18 protein-coding genes and 1 pseudogene are annotated in these 17,692 nt (G+C 45.9%); 7 read left to right on the top strand and 12 right to left on the bottom strand.

Annotation, left to right across the window (positions count from 1 at the left end; genetic code table 11):
• Window positions 1-393: 393 nt before the first annotated feature.
• From JGK07_RS27715 to smpB, 3 genes are all read right to left on the bottom strand, one after another.
• Window positions 394-624: an Osc7112_2153 family protein gene (locus tag JGK07_RS27715; protein WP_293185323.1), complete on the bottom strand. Its 231-nt coding sequence runs from the start codon at window positions 622-624 to the stop codon at window positions 394-396.
• On the bottom strand, window positions 621-1,346 hold the full coding sequence (locus JGK07_RS27710; RefSeq protein ID WP_293185324.1) for a tetratricopeptide repeat protein: 726 nt from the start codon (window positions 1,344-1,346) through the stop codon (window positions 621-623). The genes JGK07_RS27715 and JGK07_RS27710 overlap by 4 nt, the downstream gene beginning before the upstream one ends.
• Window positions 1,347-2,059: 713 nt before the next feature.
• The gene (smpB, locus tag JGK07_RS27705; protein WP_293185326.1) at window positions 2,060-2,527 is read right to left on the bottom strand and encodes an SsrA-binding protein SmpB; all 468 of its coding nucleotides are present in this window, start codon (window positions 2,525-2,527) and stop codon (window positions 2,060-2,062) included.
• A gap of 138 nt (window positions 2,528-2,665) precedes the next feature.
• Between smpB and xrtO the strand changes: the two genes are divergently transcribed.
• Both xrtO and JGK07_RS27695 read left to right on the top strand, forming a co-directional pair.
• Window positions 2,666-4,216, top strand: coding sequence for an exosortase O (gene xrtO / locus JGK07_RS27700; protein ID WP_293185328.1), 1,551 nt, complete (start codon window positions 2,666-2,668; stop codon window positions 4,214-4,216).
• Window positions 4,194-7,058, top strand: coding sequence for a TIGR02921 family PEP-CTERM protein (locus JGK07_RS27695; protein ID WP_293203345.1), 2,865 nt, complete (start codon window positions 4,194-4,196; stop codon window positions 7,056-7,058). The genes xrtO and JGK07_RS27695 overlap by 23 nt, the downstream gene beginning before the upstream one ends.
• Window positions 7,059-7,306: 248 nt before the next feature.
• Here the strand turns inward: JGK07_RS27695 and JGK07_RS27690 are convergent, their stop codons facing one another.
• The 5 genes from JGK07_RS27690 to JGK07_RS27670 all read right to left on the bottom strand — a co-directional run bounded on the left by JGK07_RS27690 (window position 7,307) and on the right by JGK07_RS27670 (window position 11,064).
• Window positions 7,307-7,777 (bottom strand): cupin domain-containing protein, encoded by a 471-nt coding sequence (locus JGK07_RS27690; RefSeq protein WP_293185330.1) that lies wholly within the window; start codon window positions 7,775-7,777, stop codon window positions 7,307-7,309.
• Window positions 7,778-8,402: 625 nt separating this feature from the next.
• Window positions 8,403-8,711 carry a Rieske (2Fe-2S) protein gene (locus tag JGK07_RS27685; RefSeq protein WP_293185331.1) on the bottom strand — a complete coding sequence of 103 codons (309 nt, stop codon included), beginning with the start codon at window positions 8,709-8,711 and terminating at the stop codon, window positions 8,403-8,405.
• 53 nt (window positions 8,712-8,764) lie between these two features.
• Window positions 8,765-9,433, bottom strand: a complete 669-nt coding sequence (locus JGK07_RS27680; protein ID WP_293185341.1) for an HAS-barrel domain-containing protein — start codon at window positions 9,431-9,433, stop codon at window positions 8,765-8,767.
• A 170-nt stretch (window positions 9,434-9,603) separates the two neighbouring features.
• Window positions 9,604-9,795 carry an NAD(P)H dehydrogenase subunit NdhS gene (locus JGK07_RS27675; RefSeq protein WP_293185343.1) on the bottom strand — a complete coding sequence of 64 codons (192 nt, stop codon included), beginning with the start codon at window positions 9,793-9,795 and terminating at the stop codon, window positions 9,604-9,606.
• A 198-nt stretch (window positions 9,796-9,993) separates the two neighbouring features.
• Entirely contained in the window at window positions 9,994-11,064 is a 1,071-nt protein-coding gene (locus JGK07_RS27670) for an Mrp/NBP35 family ATP-binding protein (protein ID WP_293145049.1), read from the bottom strand.
• Window positions 11,065-11,253: 189 nt separating this feature from the next.
• On the opposite strand from JGK07_RS27670, the gene hemF reads away from it, so the two are divergent.
• The 3 genes and pseudogenes from hemF to JGK07_RS27660 all read left to right on the top strand — a co-directional run bounded on the left by hemF (window position 11,254) and on the right by JGK07_RS27660 (window position 13,249).
• A complete protein-coding gene (gene hemF, locus JGK07_RS27665) occupies window positions 11,254-12,297 on the top strand; it encodes an oxygen-dependent coproporphyrinogen oxidase (RefSeq protein ID WP_293185344.1) in 1,044 nt (347 codons plus the stop codon).
• Between the two features lie 346 nt (window positions 12,298-12,643).
• Window positions 12,644-12,775 (top strand): annotated as a pseudogene (locus JGK07_RS33295) (zinc ribbon domain-containing protein); the annotation flags it as partial.
• 111 nt (window positions 12,776-12,886) lie between these two features.
• Window positions 12,887-13,249, top strand: a complete 363-nt coding sequence (locus JGK07_RS27660; RefSeq protein ID WP_106149243.1) for an STAS domain-containing protein — start codon at window positions 12,887-12,889, stop codon at window positions 13,247-13,249.
• Between the two features lie 191 nt (window positions 13,250-13,440).
• Here the strand turns inward: JGK07_RS27660 and JGK07_RS27655 are convergent, their stop codons facing one another.
• Both JGK07_RS27655 and JGK07_RS27650 read right to left on the bottom strand, forming a co-directional pair.
• Window positions 13,441-14,091, bottom strand: coding sequence for a chromophore lyase CpcT/CpeT (locus tag JGK07_RS27655; protein ID WP_293185345.1), 651 nt, complete (start codon window positions 14,089-14,091; stop codon window positions 13,441-13,443).
• Window positions 14,075-14,410 carry a hypothetical protein gene (locus JGK07_RS27650; protein ID WP_293185347.1) on the bottom strand — a complete coding sequence of 112 codons (336 nt, stop codon included), beginning with the start codon at window positions 14,408-14,410 and terminating at the stop codon, window positions 14,075-14,077. Before JGK07_RS27650 ends, JGK07_RS27655 begins: the two co-directional genes overlap by 17 nt.
• 23 nt (window positions 14,411-14,433) lie before the next feature.
• Here JGK07_RS27650 and psb29 point away from each other — a divergent pair, with 23 nt between their 5' ends.
• Entirely contained in the window at window positions 14,434-15,147 is a 714-nt protein-coding gene (psb29, locus tag JGK07_RS27645) for a photosystem II biogenesis protein Psp29 (RefSeq protein WP_293185349.1), read from the top strand.
• Between the two features lie 328 nt (window positions 15,148-15,475).
• Here the strand turns inward: psb29 and JGK07_RS27640 are convergent, their stop codons facing one another.
• Both JGK07_RS27640 and JGK07_RS27635 read right to left on the bottom strand, forming a co-directional pair.
• Window positions 15,476-16,018, bottom strand: coding sequence for a late competence development ComFB family protein (locus JGK07_RS27640; RefSeq protein WP_293185350.1), 543 nt, complete (start codon window positions 16,016-16,018; stop codon window positions 15,476-15,478).
• A 212-nt stretch (window positions 16,019-16,230) separates the two neighbouring features.
• A complete protein-coding gene (locus tag JGK07_RS27635; RefSeq protein WP_293185351.1) occupies window positions 16,231-17,169 on the bottom strand; it encodes a M23 family metallopeptidase in 939 nt (312 codons plus the stop codon).
• Between the two features lie 216 nt (window positions 17,170-17,385).
• On the opposite strand from JGK07_RS27635, the gene JGK07_RS27630 reads away from it, so the two are divergent.
• Window positions 17,386-17,631, top strand: coding sequence for a hypothetical protein (locus tag JGK07_RS27630; protein WP_363319709.1), 246 nt, complete (start codon window positions 17,386-17,388; stop codon window positions 17,629-17,631).
• Window positions 17,632-17,692 lie beyond the last annotated feature (61 nt).

Genomic DNA, 17,692 nt, shown 5'->3' with positions numbered 1-17,692 from the left:
TTGTTAAAAACTATAACACAGATTACTGGCAACCTAAAGGTTGCAACTGCGTTTCATCCCCGGCTTGAAAGACCGGGGTTCTCACGCGACGCGCTATAGCCTTTCTCAAATAAGTGAGGTATGCCCTATGCCCTATGCCCTATGCCCTATGCCCTATGCCCTATGCCCTATGCCCTATGCCCTATGAGCACCGCACTGTTACTGAAAAAGGCTATAGTCATCAGTCATTTCCAATTCTTTAATCTCAAATCGAAAAATCTCAAATCTCAAATCTCAAATCTCAAATGGTATAAGGTGCACAGCGTGCACCTACATAACTACTACTACATACTACATACCTGTTAGTTGTAAAGTGCTAGTGGCGAACTCTACAAAAATTATCGAAAATAACTCTTATTCTTCGCTATCCGAAGGCATTGCAAATCTCGGACACGCATAATATCCATCTCTATCTTTGCACCGCCGCCACGTCGTAGACTGATTCAATTGGAACAGCGTTGCGACTGATTCATTCACTGTGGGTGTAACAGTTGCAGGAGTTGGCATTGCTCTTGAGGCTTGACTTAGCTCCATTACCGTTATAATTGCCAGCATGGCTGATGAAAGCAAAACTGTGCGTTTCATTTATTTGTTTTTTCCTCTTTTAATCGTTGACGTGCCATTCCTATCCATATATCCTCATCGAATTCTTGGGAATCCGCATACTTTAGACAAGTTTTCCACTGCGGTAGCGCTTCCTTCGTCTTTTTCATCCCTTCTAGGACTTGCGCTTTTAAGCAGTAAGTTGCAGGTCTTTCACTATCAAGCTTAATCGCTGCATCCAGATGCTGCAATGCCTCTGAATATCTACCCTGTTTCAGCCGAGCCCATCCCAAATTTTTGAGTAAGGAATATTTTACTCGATCGTCCTCAGCTAATTTTAAACCTTGCCACAGCAAGTGAACGGCAGCAGCATAGTTTTTCTTGTCTACTATATATAATCGAGCTAAATTGCTGTAAGCAGCAGGGAGACCCAGTTTGGCAGCTTGCAGGTATTTTCCTCGGGCGCACTCTAAATCTTGCACCTCTTCGCACAGCCATCCCAAATTGTAAAGAGCTGTTCGGCTCTTGGGATCTACGGAGAGGGCTAATTCATAGGCTTTTTGAGTATCAGCCAATCTATTGGCTTTGTAGTTTTCAAAGCCCTTATTATTAAACAGTGAGGCGAGTTCCGGCAACCCAAATTGCCAGCCGCCAAAGCCTACTGCTAGCATCAGTAGGAATGCCGCCCACTTGGAGTGATGATGCTTTTTTGTTGGCTCTTTCATGACATTAAAAATGTTAGCTAACGGTGTCGTTTTTAGCATCTTTTAACTTGAGAGTTGGGATATTTTGTTGTCTAGATTTAATTGCCACCCTCATGGCATCATAATCTTAGGAAATGAAGGAAGGCTTGAACTCATTTCTCATTTATGGTTTGCAACTCCACAGCCGAATGCTTGCCTCATGCTGCGATTACCTAGATGTATTCGAGCATAGGTTAACCCTTCGTGGGACTCCACAAGCAATCCGGATATTTTCAGGAAGATTGAAGATTGAAGCGGGAAGAAGGACAGTTGACAGTTGACAGTTGACAGTTGACAGTTGGCAGTTGACAGAAGAGCCCGAAGAGGTTGACAGAAGCGGTTGAGAGGACTGATGACTGAATGACTGATGATATGGTGTTCGCTCGATTAAGGGCACGCGCGAACAGTTTGTAGTGCGTCCTGGTGTCCGCTCTGAAGCTGCGGACACCAGGACGCACTACGAACCATTTTTATTATGGTTATGGATCGGACATGATAGGCAGCATCTGAGTTTTGTATTTATAGTGCGAGCGTCCCCGCTCGCGTACTATACAATACGCGAGCGGGGACGCTCGCACTCAAAAAAAAATGCTTTTTACAAAAATGAGATGCTCCCACATAATATAACTGATGACTGTTGACAGTTGACAGCTTGCCCCCTGCCCGAAGAGCACAGTCGTTGGGTTGATAGGTGACAGTTGACTGTTTACCGACTAATGACTGATGACTGATGACTAAAATTGCTTCATCGCGCGTTCCATATCCCGCTTGTCTTCGCGTTTCTTCAAATCTTCGCGCTTGTCGTGCAGTTTTTTCCCTTTTCCCAAACCGATATCAAGTTTTACCCAGCCACCTTTCAAATACATTTTTAACGGCACTAAAGTCAAACCTTTTTCTTCCACTTTGCCGATTAATTTGCGAATTTCCTGCTTGTGCATCAGCAATTTGCGGGTGCGGCGAGGCTCGTGATTAAAATAGTTGCTAGCACTTCTCCACGGCGAAATATGAACGTTAATCAGCCATATTTCGCCATTTTTAACCAAAGCATATCCGTCCCGCAAATTCGCTTTTCCTTCCCGAATCGATTTGACTTCGGTTCCCTTTAACTCGATTCCCACTTGATATGTATCTATAATTTCATACAAATGGCGCGCTTGTCGGTTGTCGCTAAGAATTTTGTATCCTGTACTTTTTTCGCTCATTTTTACCTCCGATTAAATTATTATAAGGCTAACATTTATGTATAGAAAATAGAAGCTTGACAAAACTTAATTTACGGGTCTAGGCATTACCAATTTTGCTGAGCTAAGATTTCATCAATGTGAATTTCAAGCGGTATCATGCAGCGCACCAATATTCCAGATTCGGGAATTTCAGATTCTGTTAGTCCCCCTCAGGCGGTTAATTTGGTTTGGCTGGCTCCTTTTTTGCTGGCGCTTGCTTGGTTTTGGGCCAATATCTCGGCTGTTAAGTGGCTGTTATCGTCGTTTGTTGAGATACCGGCACTGTACAAGATAGCAATTGGTTTTCTGATTGTAGCATTAGTAGTGCGATCGCCCCAACCGAGCGATCGCCCGCGCGCATTTTCCCGCAACTTCATTTTGAGGCGCAATCCGCTGCTGTTGATGTTGGGTGCAGGTGTTTTGGCGATCGCCACAGGGTGCATAATTAATATCCCACAAGTTAGCGTACTGCTATTTATCCTCGGAACTTACGGGCTGTGCGGCTTCTTTGCGGAACCGAATTTTTGGCAAAAAAACTTGCCAATTGCCGGCTTGCTGGCTTGTATTTTACCCTTCAGCAATCAGTTTAATAGCGGCCTCGGCTTGCCCGCGCGAGTGATGACTGCTCACGTAGTAGAACAGTTGCTCTCATTCCTGCACGTGGGAGCTATTTCTTCCTACGATATCCTGATTTTGGAAAACGGCATCGCTCACGTTGATATACCTTGCAGCGGCATTAAAACCCTATTAGTCGGGACGCTATTTTTGCTAGTGGCTACCTGGTTAGAAAGCCGAAAATTAAGTTTTCAATGGCTGGCAGTATGCGCTGCTAACTTGTTAATGTTGCTGTCTGCTAACGCTTTGCGGGTTGTCGCGCTAGTGCTGGTTGCCCAAGTTTGGCAACAGCCAACCTATGCAGAAATCCTCCACGTACCGCTGGGAATTGTAGGTTTAGTCTGCGGTTGTTTTGTAAGTTGGTTGATGCTGCAACAAGTTCCCAAATTTCAGCCAACAAAACAAATTGATTTCAACTCGCAACGAGATTCGGAAATACTGAAAAATCAGCCTCTGGCAAAAGCCGGACTAATTGTGACGGTGACTGTTTTAGCAGGAATTTCTCAATTGTATCATGTCGAAAGTACAAAAGTAGCGATCGCCCCTTTACAACTACCCCAACAAATTATATCCGAAGCAATCCCGCTGAATCCCAGCGAACAAAGATTCTTCGGCAATTACCCAGATACAAAAGCCGAAAAAAAGAGATTTGTCTCAGGTAACTTGCACGGTTCCCTCCTCGCAGTAGCCAGCACATCTTGGCAGACTTATCACGCACCAGAGTTGTGCTTTGTAACCAGTGGCATCTCCGTTAATCGAATAGAACAAAAACAGCTAACTCCTACCGTAACCGCTCGCTGGCTGTATCTCAAAGACAACCAACTATCCGCTGCATACTGGCTGCAATCTCAAGCGCAAACCACAGATAACTTCTTGTCGCGCATCGGCAGCGACATCACCCATCGCAATCAGACTTGGGTGCTAGTTTCCATTCTTTTTGACAGTTTCGTAAATCCTGAAAATTCCGAGGTACAAGAGTTTACTGCTAACGTACATAATGCTGTCAAACAAAGCTTAAAAGGAGCAAAAAATGAAAGCAAAGCAGGTATTTGATGCAATTTTTAGAATTGTTTTTTGGGTGTGGAACCTGACATTTTTGTCAACTGTTTATCTAGGAATTTTGCCATACCTAGCAATTCCGTTAATCCAAGCAACAATAGACGGAATTATTCCCCTTGAATTTTCCTTAACCCTAACAGCACTGATAGCAGTACCGACAGTGTTTACCATAGTAGGAGCAAGGCGCTTTCACAAGCAACCATTGCAGCTAATGCGCTTGTTTTACGGAGTAGAAGCGCCGTTGTTTTTGCTCTGCTTAATCAGGCTGTTTATGCTTCGAGAACTGAATCCAGCCAGCTCGCTAATTATCGCTACAATCGTTTTGTGCATTGCAGCATTTTTAGTAGAAATGCTGTACGGATATTTTGGGAAACAAGAAAATATTGAAGATATTTCAATATCTCAAGATGCTCGCAACAGAAAGTCCAGTTCTATTGGATTCATGGGAAACAAGCGAAGTGCGTGGATACAGTTAGCATTTCACAGCTTAATGCTGCTAGTTGGAACTTGGGCGGCAACCTTGCTGATGTTTTACGCTCTACCTGTCGCATTTACGCTGGTAGTTGGATTTTTAAGTTTTGCCTGGGTAGCACCACTGATTGATTCTCTAAAGTACACTTCATTATCCATAATTTGGTGGCTACCATTATCCTTGATTCTGTTTGGTCTTACCTCCAGCTTGTTCGTAGTAATGCCTTCGCTTTACGGCTTTCTATACATCCAATCTGGACGCAAAGTATTTCGCAGTTTTGCTTCCCAATACGGAAAGAATCAAGCAATCATGGGCAGCTTGGGAGTCATGGCTGCTTGGCTGGCAATTTTCGCAGCTTTGCTACAGCAGCCGCAAATTCAAGCCATGAAAATTCTGGCAACTCCCGCAGCAAATGACACTGCGCGTCAAACTTTATTAGCCAAGTCTGATATGATTCGATCGGGCTTAGTTAATGCTTATTTATCTCCGTACCGCTATCTCAGCACTGTGGGAGAAAACAACCACATTTATGAGATGTACAAAAATACGTTCAGTTTGCCTAACACAGCGGCTCGCAACGTGCAGAACAGCTACAATTTTTTAATGTCGCCGTTTTTGTATCAAGGCTCTGATTCCGATGTTAAAAAAGCCGAAAAACTCTACGCTGGATTCTTCGATACCGAAATTCAAAAAGGTGACACGGAAGCAGTAAAGCACGCAGTGCAGTCAACATCTAACCGCCAAGAAGCTAAGGCAGGTTTGCTGAATGTCAATGAGGAAAAAGTATGGTTGCAGTCGCAAGAAGTTACAATCACAGAAAAGGGCGATTGGGCTGATGTTCAACTCTACGAAGTTTACAAAAATCAAACGCCGAACTTGCAAGAAGTATTTTATTACTTTTCACTGCCGGAAAGCGCCGCAGTTACAGGAGTTTGGCTGGGCGATACTGGGGATTTGAAAAGGCGTTTTGCATTTAGTGTGTCGCCCAGAGGTGCTGCACAGCAAGTTTACAACCAGCAGGTGAGAGAAAATGTAGACCCGGCTTTGCTCGAACAAGTTGGCCCGAAACAATACCGCTTGCGAGCTTTTCCAATTCCGGCTAAACGAGAGTTTTCGCGCACGCAAACTGATGGGCCAACGGAAATGCACTTGTGGCTGACTTACAAAGTGATGCGACAACCACAGGGTTGGGCGATGCCTGTTTTAGCAGAAAAACGTAACATTTATTGGGATGGAAATACTCGCCGCACAATTGCCGGAAAACAGGTAAATTACAAAGGAAAAGAGGCAAAAGAAACTTGGTTGCCGAGTTTTGTGCTAGCAGTTTCCCGGCAGCAAGCAATACCGCGTCTGGCAAATTTTCCGGGAGAAAATACGATTTCTGCTAAGCCACTGGTTGATGCAAATTATTCGCTACCGCAGGGCAAAAAGTTTGCAGTTATTCTGGATACTTCCCGCAGTATGACGGGGAAAACAAAGGAGGTTAAGGAGACTTTTGAATGGTTGAAAGCGAATAGTTTAAAAGCAAATACGGTTGATTTGTATGTGGGGAGTGCTGCGGGGATGCCGCCGAAGTTGGTGGAAGATTTGGGGAGTTTTGATGTTGGAAAGTTGACGTTTTATGGTACGCTCCAACTTAAGGATATTCTGCAACAGTTTGCACAGTTACGCGCCGATCGCACTTATGATACTGTATTCTTGGTGAGCGATCGCCACAGCTATGAGTTATCCGACGATCGCAAAACCAGCGTTTCCATGCCCTCACCCCTATGGACTGTGCATTTGGGAGGCTTACCACCGGCTTACGATGATGGAACTTTAAAGCTGATTCAAGATAGCGGTGGCGGAGTTTCTACCGATATCAAAGAGGCGATGCAGCGAGTGGCGACGACAGCATCATCAGGGAAATCTGCAATTAGTGTTGTTGATGGCTATGTTTGGAGTTATGCCAAAACTCCCAAGTCGGCGGCGGTTGCGAAAATAACTGATGATGAAAATGAAGGTTTTAAACCGATAGCTGCGCGGCAGTTGATAACCGCCCTTAGCAAAGAGAAAACTTCCAATCAGTTGACTCAGTTGGATGCAATGCACTCGCTAGCTAAAACTTTTAAAGTCGTCACGCCTTATTCTTCGATGATTGTGCTAGTTAATGACGCGCAAAGGGCGCAGCTAAAGGCGGCGGAAGCTAAGAGCGATCGATTTGAAAGAAAGATAGAATCGGGTAAGGAGGAGTTGACGAAACCGAACAATCCTTTGAATGTTTCTGGGGTTCCGGAACCGGAAGAATGGCTGCTTTTGATCGTTGGGGCGATCGGGCTTTTGGGGGTTTTCCTCCGTCAGCGGCGCGCCAAAGTGATAGGTTGAAAAGTGCGGTGGTTTAAAGTTAATTAACTCCTTCCCAAGCGATGTGCTTGGGAAAGAGTCATATCATGTCCGCTCTATTACCATAACAAAAACAGTTTGTAGTGCGTCGGGAGTGTCCTCCGCATGAAAGCTGACTGAAGTCCGCACTACGAACCAATCTGATTGTGCTTAATTACTCGGACACCATATGAACCCCAGATGCCAGTTCAAAACTTTAATCCGCCACCACCAAGCACCAGTAAAGTCGATTAACGCTCGATCAAAATTGCTTTCGGTTTCTGAGAATCCAGGAGAGAAGTGGAAAGCAGAATTACCAGATCTCCTGTTTCATTTTGACCGTGATGCACCATACCCCCTGCCTCAACTAAAGAATCTCCCACCGTCAGACGAGTAGTTTGGCCCGCGTCTAGGGTTTCTTCTTTACCATTGGCGCGTTTAATTTTCGCGATTCCCTGGACAACAGTATAGGTGAGTGTCCCCAATTCAACTTTGAAAATTTGCATCCCTGGATGAACGTGAGGCAGCAGTTTTGCCATACCAGGAATGGTATAACGTACTAATTCTAAAATTCTACCTTCTGCCTCACTAGGATAACCACTCGCGAAGACTTCCCGTTTCACGGTTTGACTATAGGTATTGATAGGTGGTGGTGTTTGCTGACTTCTGACAATTGCAACTGTTCCCAAGCTAATCATCACCATCAAAAAAAAAACAGGCATAGTTTTTTCATGATTTTATTTGTTGGAATATCTGGTTTTCCGTCCCTAGTTGAGATTTTATCTTTGACGCTCCTTGCCGCGTGAAGGTACGAGGAGTATGAACACTATTGAGAATGTTTGTTGGGTTATAAAACAATACGGTTTACTTAACACTATTTATGCCCGGAGATCACCCTAAATCCCCCGCATCGTTGCGGGGACTTTAAGAGCTTCTTGTCCCCCCCGCATCTCCCGGGGGGTTAGGGGGGATCTGTCTTAAGTGAACCGTATTGGGTTATAAAATTACTGGTATCACGCTCGGAACCCTTCTATTAAATGCGTGGGACTTTGTAATTTACCAGGCAACTCAGATTCTTATGCTCTGCCTTGTTTGGCTCCCATGTCGGCAAAGCCTCCCGGCGCTAGCAGGTTTGTGTTGGAAACAGCACATAATAAGATTTTGACAAATTGTTGTTACGGTTATTAACGGTTATTAACTATATAAAAAATATCTATCTTAAGGCATAGATTGCCAGACACGGTGCCGTGCCGTGTCCCTACAGGTAAAAACCTCTAATTTATTTTTCTTATTTTTTTATTCTTATGAGATTTTGTTTCAAATTGGTATGAATAAATGACTGATGAATCATGATTCATTGATGTCAACAAAAACGATTTCGCCCTCAATCTTTACGGGATAAGACTCTAGGGAATCACTCGGTGCATTCAAACATTTACCAGTATCTAACTTGAATTGAAATTTATGAAAGGGACAGGTAATGATGCCATTACTTACTTTCCCCATATCGATCGGATATTCTAAATGAGTGCAAGCATTGCGGTAACAAGTGACATTCGCACCTTGGCGATTCAAAATTAGTGAAATTCCTTCAACTTTTACCTTCAAAATATCCCGTTCGGGAATCTGATTTAGCGCTGTTACGTCTACCCACATAAAATATTTTTTCTGAGTTGTCTATACTTTTCTATTTCCATATATATCATACCCTACGGATGAATCTGACTCAAAATCACCCGCAACCGATCGTAATCATCCTTCAACAAAACACTTAAATTCCTGCCCGCTTCCACCAACCAAGATCGATCGCGCATTCGCAACTGATAAATCTCCCGAATCGTCGCAGCCGTCAGCGCATCCACAGGCGCATTCGTCACTCCCAGCAGCGTCCTCAAAAAATCCAACTGCACCGTAAAATCAATCACCTCATCCGGTTCGCAGCGATAAACCGCTTGGTGAATTTGCGGCGGGCGCGGCGGCAAATACTGATAAATTGTACCCCTCGATGGGCCGTGGCCGTTCAACCTTTCCGGTGGCTTCTCAAACCCCACAAGCGCCACTCGAAACTCGGTTTTCAGCATCGCAAAAATCTGCGGTTGTTCTTCCCGCAACTCTTCCAGCGATAAACCCAAAGCCCTAGCTCTGTGCACCGAGTCGATCGGGCTAGTGGTAGCATGGTAAACTACGCCGTAGATTTGATTTTTTGACTCTTCATCTTCCGCCTTCACCCAACTCCCAAAAGGTGGCATCACCGGAAAACTCAAGTCATCCGGTTCCAAGCATTGAGCCAAAAACTCTGTAGTTGCCGTCTCGATGACTTCAGCAATGCGATCGGGATGCCGCTCTTTTGTTCCAAATTGGGGTAAAGGTAAACGCATATTAGTCAGTTGACAGTTGACAGTTGACAGTTGGCAGTTGGCAGTTGGCAGTTGGCAGTTGGCGGTTAGCAGTTGGTTATTTATTATTTGTTATTTGTGAGTGGGTACTAATAACCAATAACCAATAACTAATAACAAATAACAACTGACTAATGACCGCTGACTAATGACTATTTCGCGCGACCAGCCGTAGCATCCACAATATCCAATTGCGATAAGCGGAACGTGATCAGCTTGTCCCAATTGCCACCTTCAAACAATACCGCGACTTTCCCGTCGGTAACTCGCTGCACAAGTCCTTGAAAGCCGTAGTAAATCTCGCCCTTATCTTTAACTCGAACTGCCGAACCTGGAAAAATCATAATTCTTTGAATGTTAAGTTTGCTCTTTATAGCTTACCGTTTCTCGTTTCTAGTTCCCAAGCAGAGCTCGGGAATTAGGCAAACCTTCGCCAACAGGAGACAAAGCTGGGAAACGAAAGTTTGTGAGACTTCTCCCAAAAACTGTTGTGGGGCAGGCCGGAGAGCCTGCCCTTGACGAACTTTTGGATGAGATGTCTATTAGGCTAGGGCTGCTACAGAAACTTTACCAGCAATGCGACCCGCGATCGCCCGCAACTCCCTCGCCGAAGCAGAACCCGGTTGTCCCACGACAATTGGCACACCGGAATCGCCACCTTCCCGCAGCGGAATTTCCAGCGGAATGCGGCCTAACAGCGGCACTCCCAACTCTGCCGCCGTCCTTTCGCCGCCGCCGGAACCGAAAATATCGTATTGCTTGTCAGGCATATCCGGCGGCACAAAATAACTCATATTTTCCACAATTCCCAACACCGACACTCCCAACTGTTGGAACATCTTCAACCCCTTGCGGGAGTCCAACAAAGCCACCGTCTGCGGCGTCGTCACAATCACCACACCAGCCATCGGCACCGCTTGGGCCATTGTCAACTGCGCGTCTCCAGTACCCGGAGGCATATCGACAATCAGATAATCTAAATCGCCCCAATTCACCTGGTAGAGGAACTGTCGGATGATTCCGTTCAACATCGGGCCGCGCCAAATTACAGGCTGGTCTTTCTCAATTAAAAACGCCATCGACACTAATTTGACGCCGTAGTTGAATGCGGGTTCGAGGCTTTCTCCGCTTTTTCCATCCCTAACCATTACTTTCGCGTCCCCCAAACCCAACATATTTGGGTCGTTGGGCCCATAGATATCGGCATCCAGCAAACCCACCTTTGCGCCGGTTTGCGCCAGGGCTACTGCCACATTCACCGCCACCGTGCTTTTGCCGACGCCCCCTTTGCCGCTGGAAATTGCGATAATATTTTTAACGCCTTCTATGCCTTGGCGATCGACCACTCCCTTCTGCTGGGGAGTCTCGGCTGTCACCTCCACAGCCACTTTTTCGACTCCTGGCAACTGTTTGACCGCTTTTTGGCAATCTTCGACAATAAATTCTCGCAGCGGGCAAGCAGGCGTTGTCAGCACTAAAGTAAAACTGACGACTCCGCCGTCAATTTTGATGTTACGAATCATGTTCAATTCCACCAAACTTTTTTGCAGTTCGGGGTCTTGCACAGGTCGCAGGATTTCTAAGACTGAACTAATATCGAGTGTACTGGGCATTGTGTTCTCCACCATAGCTCTGCAATTGTGTCAGTGAATGTTCGATCGCAAGTTTAAGTATATTTTTATTGCTATTTTTTAATGTAACTTCATAGCGATCATTTGCAGACCTGCGGTGGCATAATTACATGGCGACTGGATTTGGCAATCATCACCATCTAAGATTCAAATCTGACAACAGAAAATTTTATGACAGTTTCTACAACACTTAAAACCACGACTTCTCCGTTTTTGCCGCCCGCTGACTCTAGAGCTAGAGTCAGCCAATTTATGAAAAGCCTACAAGACGAAATTTGTCAAGCCCTCGAACAGGTCGATGGCGGCGGCAAATTTAAAGAGGACTCTTGGGAACGCTCCGAAGGCGGGGGCGGACGTTCTCGCGTTATGCGCGAAGGCAATGTGTTTGAACAAGGCGGAGTTAATTTTTCCCAAGTTTGGGGCGAAAGTTTGCCTGCTTTGATTCTGACCAAGCACCCAGAAGCTGCCGGTCACGATTTCTACGCCACTGGTACTTCGATGGTGCTGCACCCCCGCAATCCCTACTTGCCTACGGTTCACCTGAATTACCGTTATTTTGAAGCGGGCCCGATTTGGTGGTTTGGTGGTGGTGTCGATTTGACTCCTTATTACCTGTTGGATGAGGATGCAGCTCATTTTCACAAAACTCTGAAATCAGCTTGCGACAAACACCACTCGGACTATTACCAGACATTTAAACTCTGGTGCGACGAATATTTTTACCTGCCCCACCGCCAAGAAACTCGCGGTATCGGCGGCCTGTTTTTTGACTACCAAAACGCTCAAGGCCCGCTTTACCGCGACCAAAATGTCAAAGGGAAAGCTGCTGAGTACAGCAAAAATGTCGGAAACCCGGAGCCTAGAAGCTGGGAGTCGCTGTTCGCCTTCATACAGGACTGCGGCCGCGCATTTTTGCCGGCTTACACCCCAATTGTTGAAAAACATCGATCGAAAGCATACGGCGAGCGCGAGCGCGATTTCCAACTTTACCGCCGCGGCCGTTACGTTGAATTTAACTTAGTGTACGATCGGGGCACGACCTTTGGCTTACAGACCAACGGACGCACCGAATCGATTCTGATGTCCCTGCCACCTCTGGTACGCTGGGAGTATTGTTTCGAGCCAGAACCCAACTCTCCAGAAGCCGAACTCTACTCAAAGTTCTTAAAACCGCAAGATTGGGCGAATTGGATGCCTCAGCAGTCACCGACGTGAGTTAAACTACTGAGAAAGTCCTTAGCTAGCAATTAAGTAGACAGAATGGTAAACTTTTACACAAACACTCATAGTGTGCCATGTTCAAACCCTGCGCGATTTGCGAAAAAGCTTGGACTTTCAGTATCAAGTCACTACTTACTTATGCAAAAACCACGCAACTATAAGTAGAAGATTTAAATGTTGATCGGATGCCAAAAAATCACAAACTAGCGCAGGCAATAGCTGACTGTGGATTCTCTGAATTCAAGCGTCACCTAGAATATAAGGCGAAAAAGTTTGGTTGTGAAATAATCATTGCTGACCGCTGGTTTCCGCCCTTGCAAAACAATAGTCAAGCTGTGGGCATATCCAAGATATGCCACTGAAAGAAAGAACCTTCAACTGCGAAAGTTGTGGTAATTCGATGGACAGAGACTTGAAGGCAGCGATTAATTTATCACGCTTGGCTAAAGCGCGAAAGCTTACTGAGGGATAACCGCTCCCATGCTCCCTGTGAAGTAAGAAGCAAATGTCTAGACTTGTCTAGTATTTGTATAGCAGAAAGTAACCACCGCGATAAATAGTAATAAATTTGAGGGAAGGGTCAGTGATTCATATTGATCAAAAAACCCACACGCTATCTGACGGTACAACAGTTATCGTCTTAGCACCGACAGGACGGTTGGACATCACGACAGCTTGGCAATTCCGCCTCAAGTTGCAAGAGTGTATTTCCAAACTCAGCCGTCATGTCGTCGTGAATCTTGGTCAGGTAAACTTTATCGATAGTTCTGGCCTGACCTCGTTGGTAGCCGGTATGCGCGATGCGGATAAAGTTAAGGGCAGTTTCCGCATTTGCAATGTTCATCCAGAAGCCAAACTGGTGTTTGAAGTGACCATGATGGATTCTGTCTTTGAAATATTTGAAACAGAAGAAGAAGCTCTAGAGGGGGTGCCGCGCGCAAGTTAAGAAAACCGGGCGGTTGAAACCGCTTCTACACAAACAAAACCTGCCTCCGCAGGTTGAAGAAGACCGGGCGATTGAAATCGCGTCTACACAAACTTGCACGTGTCTGGTGCAGGTTAAAGACCGGGCGGTGAAAATTACGCGATCTTCTTCTTTAGTCCGCGGAGGCGGACTTTGTTTCTGTAGACGCGGTTTCAACCGCCGTCCGATCCGATCCCAAGCGTATTGGCAAATATTTCAGAAGCAAAATCCTGACGCTTGACAAATCTAAAAGGGCCCATTAAAGCTCCCCAGATAGCCTTACCTGTCGTGGGGTTTATTCCTTTGTCGTAGCTGAGAAATTCCTCGTCTGCGGCTTCAAATCCCAAGTCTACTTGGTAAGTTTGCCCATCGTAGGTAAAGCAGCAACGAGTTCCCTCCGGCAGAGATGCCCGAAATCGATAGCGGTTTGAGCCTAAATTTTGCACCGCAACCGAGAGGGTGCAGCCGGGAAGAAGTTCGACTTGCTCGCCCTTGAGTTTTGCCAGTAAGTCGGGGTTGCGACCGGCTCCTTTGACGGCTGCGATATCCTTGAACATATAATACTGAGCTTCTATAAGTTCCGGCGCTGTCTTCACGTGCCTCAGTTGCACGATGCGGGGACGGTAGGGCTTGTCTAATTCTAGAATATTGGCTTGTTCGGCAAACAGGGCAATGCTGGGTTCGTCCAAGAGAGGCACGGGCAGGGGTCTTTGCCAAAAACGCAGGTGGACGTACCACGCCGGATCTGCTAGCGCTTGTTCTCGGTTGTCAAATTCGCCCGCCATGTATTGGGCTAAAGCTCTTAATTCAGGAGAAATTGTCATGTTCGTTCGATTTTTGAGGATTGGGCTTGACAATAAAATTTGATTGTGGTAAAGGTTGCCCGAAGAGGGCCTGGCAAGTCAGAAGATGGGATTTATCAGCGATCCCAGAAGAGCTATGATTGTAAAGATACTTGGCTTTTGCCATCGTATTGCGACAGATTAATTGTTGCTGCCGATCGCCCGCAAAATCTTCCAGGGTAAAATTTTGCCTCGCAGTCTCGGCTGCACAGTTAAAAAAAACTGGCAAATTTTGCCAGGGAGATCGCCAATCGACTCTCCCGACTTTACTCATGCCGCGCTGGTCCACCTGTGGCGGCACAATTATTTATCTATAAAACTCAGGTGAACAAGAACCGTACTGTTTCAGATACTAAGCGAAGTTTCTATACGATTCACACTCGACCGATTAACTCAATTTACCGTCGAGTGGTGGAAGAGTTGATGGTAGAAATGCACTTGCTTTCGGCGAATGTAGATTTTCAATACGACCCGATTTATGCTTTGGGCGTGGTGACAGCTTTCGATCGATTCATGCTCGGGTACGCCCCAGAAGCAGACAGACTTTCGATTTTTAACGCTTTGTGCAAAGCCCTAGAAGACGATCCCGATCGCTACAAGCAAGACGCTCACAGATTGGAAAGCTTGGCCGATCGCCTTGGAGGGTCTGAGTTGCTCTCGTGGCTCGATCGCTCCACCAGCTTTGAAGATACAGGAGATTTGCAAGCGTCCTTAGGGGCGATCGCCAGCAACGCTCAATTTAAGTACAGTCGCTTATTTGCGATCGGTTTGTTCTCGCTGTTAGAAAAAGCTGACCCCGAAATGGTAAAAAACCAAGAAACTCGCAACGAGGCGATCGGCAAAATCAGTGCAGCTTTGCATTTACCTGAAGACAAAGTTAGCAAAGATTTAGATTTGTACCGCAGCAATTTGGAAAAAATGGCCCAAGCGCGAATAGTGCTTCAAGATGTCATCCAAGCTGAACGGAAAAAACGTGAAAAACGAGAAACAAAAGTTACTGCCGGCCCCTCCGCAGACTCTTCTGAGAGCAATAATTAATTGTTTGAAGTCATTAGTCATTAGTCAGAAGGAAAAGGGAATTGTTTGTTTTAGGTGGCAAACAAACAATTCCTTTAATTTTTTTTTCAATTGTGACGGATGTCTTGTGACCAAAAAGAATTGGTTTAAAGCCGGAATCCCGATCGGGAGAAATTAAAATCAGACGATTCATTACTCCAATCCCACATCCCCCTTCCTTCTGCTGTCAACTGTCAACTGTCAACTGTCAACTGTCAACTGTCAACTGTTTCTGGCTCAAAAACTAAAAATCCCGCTTTTTGAATTGAGCGGGATCGACTTAACCAAAATAGAGCTGTTGGACGTGGTACTACGGCTGCGGCTCAAAATTAACGGCGTTAGCTTGCAGCCAATTGCTGAGATTTGACAGAACTTCGGTTCCAGAAGACGGCTTACCCAAAGCTGTGGGGTTTACGGGTTCAGGTCTGACCAAGTTGCGGTCGATCGCTGCGTTGACTTCTTTGGAAATCAAATCGTGAAGCTGCTCTTTAGCCCTAGCCCTTTGAAAGTGAGCTCCCTCTTCCGTCGTAGCGTACAGAGGGGGCAGCCTATTTAAAGCATAAGCCGCAATATCTCCCACATCCAGACTCTGCTCGCTGCTCGCCGCCTCAATTTCTGCCACCCTGGCGATCGCCTCGCTAAGCACCAACTCTTCCATCACATTGATGAACTGTTTGCGTGGCAGAACCACCACTTCTCCGGTCAACAAAGCTCCCATCAGGCGATCGAGAGCCATGTACTCTTCGATCGACAATTCAGAAGCCGTATTGCAGATTCGTCCCACCTCAGCTTCCATAGACGGCGTTAAATAGCCGTCTTGCAAAGCCTGTTCAACAATTTTTTCAATACTCATATATGCTTCCCGCTCAACGGCATCATTAATACAGTTTTGTTTTGTAAAGACGCAATTGCTGGCGTCTTGAGATTCGAGTTTTGAGGCTTGAGTTGAGAATTTTTGTACAAATCATAACCCAATAGTGATAACCCAGAACAGTTATCTACACACCCCAGCCACAAACTTACCCCATAATTGACTTTTAAATTCGTCAAAATCGGTAAAAAGTCCTACTCAACTCCCTGAAGCCGCCAAGGTACCGGATCGACAGACTGCCCGTGCACGTAAAGTCCCCAGTGCAGGTGAGGGCCTGTCGAAGCCCCCGTTGACCCCAAAGCACCAATTACTTGACCCGCTTTCACGAAATCGCCTTCCTTGACATCAATCCGGCTGAGGTGCATCAAAATACTTGCTACCCCTTGACCGTGGTCGATACCAACTACATTACCGTGGATTTTGAACCCTTGGGATTCGCGTCCCACGAGAGACACGCGACCGGCAGCCGGTGCAACTACAGGGGAACCGTAAGCGCCCGCGTAATCGACGCCGCGGTGGTAGTAGTCCTTAGCAAATACCCCATTATAGTACCGACGCACGCCGTAAATAGTGGTAATTTCGCCGGAGTTGGGGCGCAACAATTTGCCATCCCAAAATTTTTGAGGTGTCACAAGTGCTTTAAAGGCGTCTACGCGATCGAATTCGGCATCGGTACCTTCACTGTCTTTCCCAGGCGGCAGCCAGATGGATTGAGTCGGAAAATCTCGATCGCGCACTTGCACATTCAACTTCTGCACTTGTCCGTCACCGGAGACTTGAACAACGCGCGCACCGGGTTTCTCCAGTGGTGTCGTCGGTAGCAGGGCCCGAAAGCGATTATTGCCGATCGGAAACGCGGGGTAATTTTTTTGCAGTACAGAAACCGTTGGAGTTGCGCTGCTGCTGTTTACCTGAATGATTACCGACAGCGTATCACCCAGTTCAGGATTTGGCGGCGTCACCTGCACCTGCAAAGCTTGCACAGGCGATACCAGACTGAGAATGCTGGCAACAATTGGGCCAGTCAAAATCGCCCTGTTTATGTTTGCCTTCAATAGCCTACACTCCCAAATAGCACTCGCAACTATTTTGGCACTTTGTCCCCAGTTAGCTCGATTCGCAGTTGCTGTCATTACCGATATCCTTAACCTTTGTCTAGCTAATGTTACACAAAGTAGCTAAATTTAGCACGCTTTGACTCAAAAAGGTAAAGGACTATTATGAGTTATGCTGCGCTGCATAAAAGATGAGATCAAAAAACCTTGTTCAAACATATTATAAGTTTTGAATATTTGACATATTTATTAGACAAATGCCACATTTGTAGATATTATAGAGGTTAAAATGCTATGCCAAGCGAGCAAAATAGACCCAAAGAATACGATGCCGTCCTTGGCGGTCAAAATTTAATTCCTATGAATGCGGCGGTACTGGGAGGAATTGCAGGCGTTAAAAGCCGCTTGGCATCGCCCGATGTTGCAGTGAGAATCGCTGCACTCTCCGATGCGCCCAAATATGGAGATGCAGGATTAGATTTGATAATTGGGGCATTGCAGGATGGGCTCTCCAGAACTTATGGTGATAATTTTATCTAATGCAAGAAACAAGCTAATACGCGATTTCTAAAATTATCAAAATTAGAAAAGCCATACCCTT

The sequence above is a fragment of the Microcoleus sp. PH2017_24_DOB_U_A genome, assembly GCF_020738205.1.
Lineage (GTDB): Bacteria > Cyanobacteriota > Cyanobacteriia > Cyanobacteriales > Microcoleaceae > Microcoleus.
Note: the sequence above shows the minus strand (reverse complement) of the source record. Positions and strands in the feature narration are given on the sequence as shown.

Excerpts from the sequence above, each read along its gene's own strand:
- hemF (WP_293185344.1), top strand. The coding sequence starts at position 11,254 with ATGACAGTTTCTACAACACTTAAAACCACGACTTCTCCGTTTTTGCCG.
- JGK07_RS27715 (WP_293185323.1), bottom strand. The coding sequence starts at position 624 with ATGAAACGCACAGTTTTGCTTTCATCAGCCATGCTGGCAATTATAACG.
- JGK07_RS27680 (WP_293185341.1), bottom strand. The coding sequence starts at position 9,433 with ATGCGTTTACCTTTACCCCAATTTGGAACAAAAGAGCGGCATCCCGAT.
- JGK07_RS27655 (WP_293185345.1), bottom strand. The coding sequence starts at position 14,091 with ATGACAATTTCTCCTGAATTAAGAGCTTTAGCCCAATACATGGCGGGC.
- smpB (WP_293185326.1), bottom strand. The coding sequence starts at position 2,527 with ATGAGCGAAAAAAGTACAGGATACAAAATTCTTAGCGACAACCGACAA.
- JGK07_RS27675 (WP_293185343.1), bottom strand. The coding sequence starts at position 9,795 with ATGATTTTTCCAGGTTCGGCAGTTCGAGTTAAAGATAAGGGCGAGATT.
- JGK07_RS27635 (WP_293185351.1), bottom strand. The coding sequence starts at position 17,169 with ATGACAGCAACTGCGAATCGAGCTAACTGGGGACAAAGTGCCAAAATA.
- JGK07_RS27695 (WP_293203345.1), top strand. The coding sequence starts at position 4,194 with ATGAAAGCAAAGCAGGTATTTGATGCAATTTTTAGAATTGTTTTTTGG.
- JGK07_RS27690 (WP_293185330.1), bottom strand. The coding sequence starts at position 7,777 with ATGCCTGTTTTTTTTTTGATGGTGATGATTAGCTTGGGAACAGTTGCA.
- xrtO (WP_293185328.1), top strand. The coding sequence starts at position 2,666 with ATGCAGCGCACCAATATTCCAGATTCGGGAATTTCAGATTCTGTTAGT.
- JGK07_RS27710 (WP_293185324.1), bottom strand. The coding sequence starts at position 1,346 with ATGCTAAAAACGACACCGTTAGCTAACATTTTTAATGTCATGAAAGAG.
- JGK07_RS27685 (WP_293185331.1), bottom strand. The coding sequence starts at position 8,711 with ATGTGGGTAGACGTAACAGCGCTAAATCAGATTCCCGAACGGGATATT.
- JGK07_RS27640 (WP_293185350.1), bottom strand. The coding sequence starts at position 16,018 with ATGAGTATTGAAAAAATTGTTGAACAGGCTTTGCAAGACGGCTATTTA.
- JGK07_RS27670 (WP_293145049.1), bottom strand. The coding sequence starts at position 11,064 with ATGCCCAGTACACTCGATATTAGTTCAGTCTTAGAAATCCTGCGACCT.
- JGK07_RS27630 (WP_363319709.1), top strand. The coding sequence starts at position 17,386 with ATGCCAAGCGAGCAAAATAGACCCAAAGAATACGATGCCGTCCTTGGC.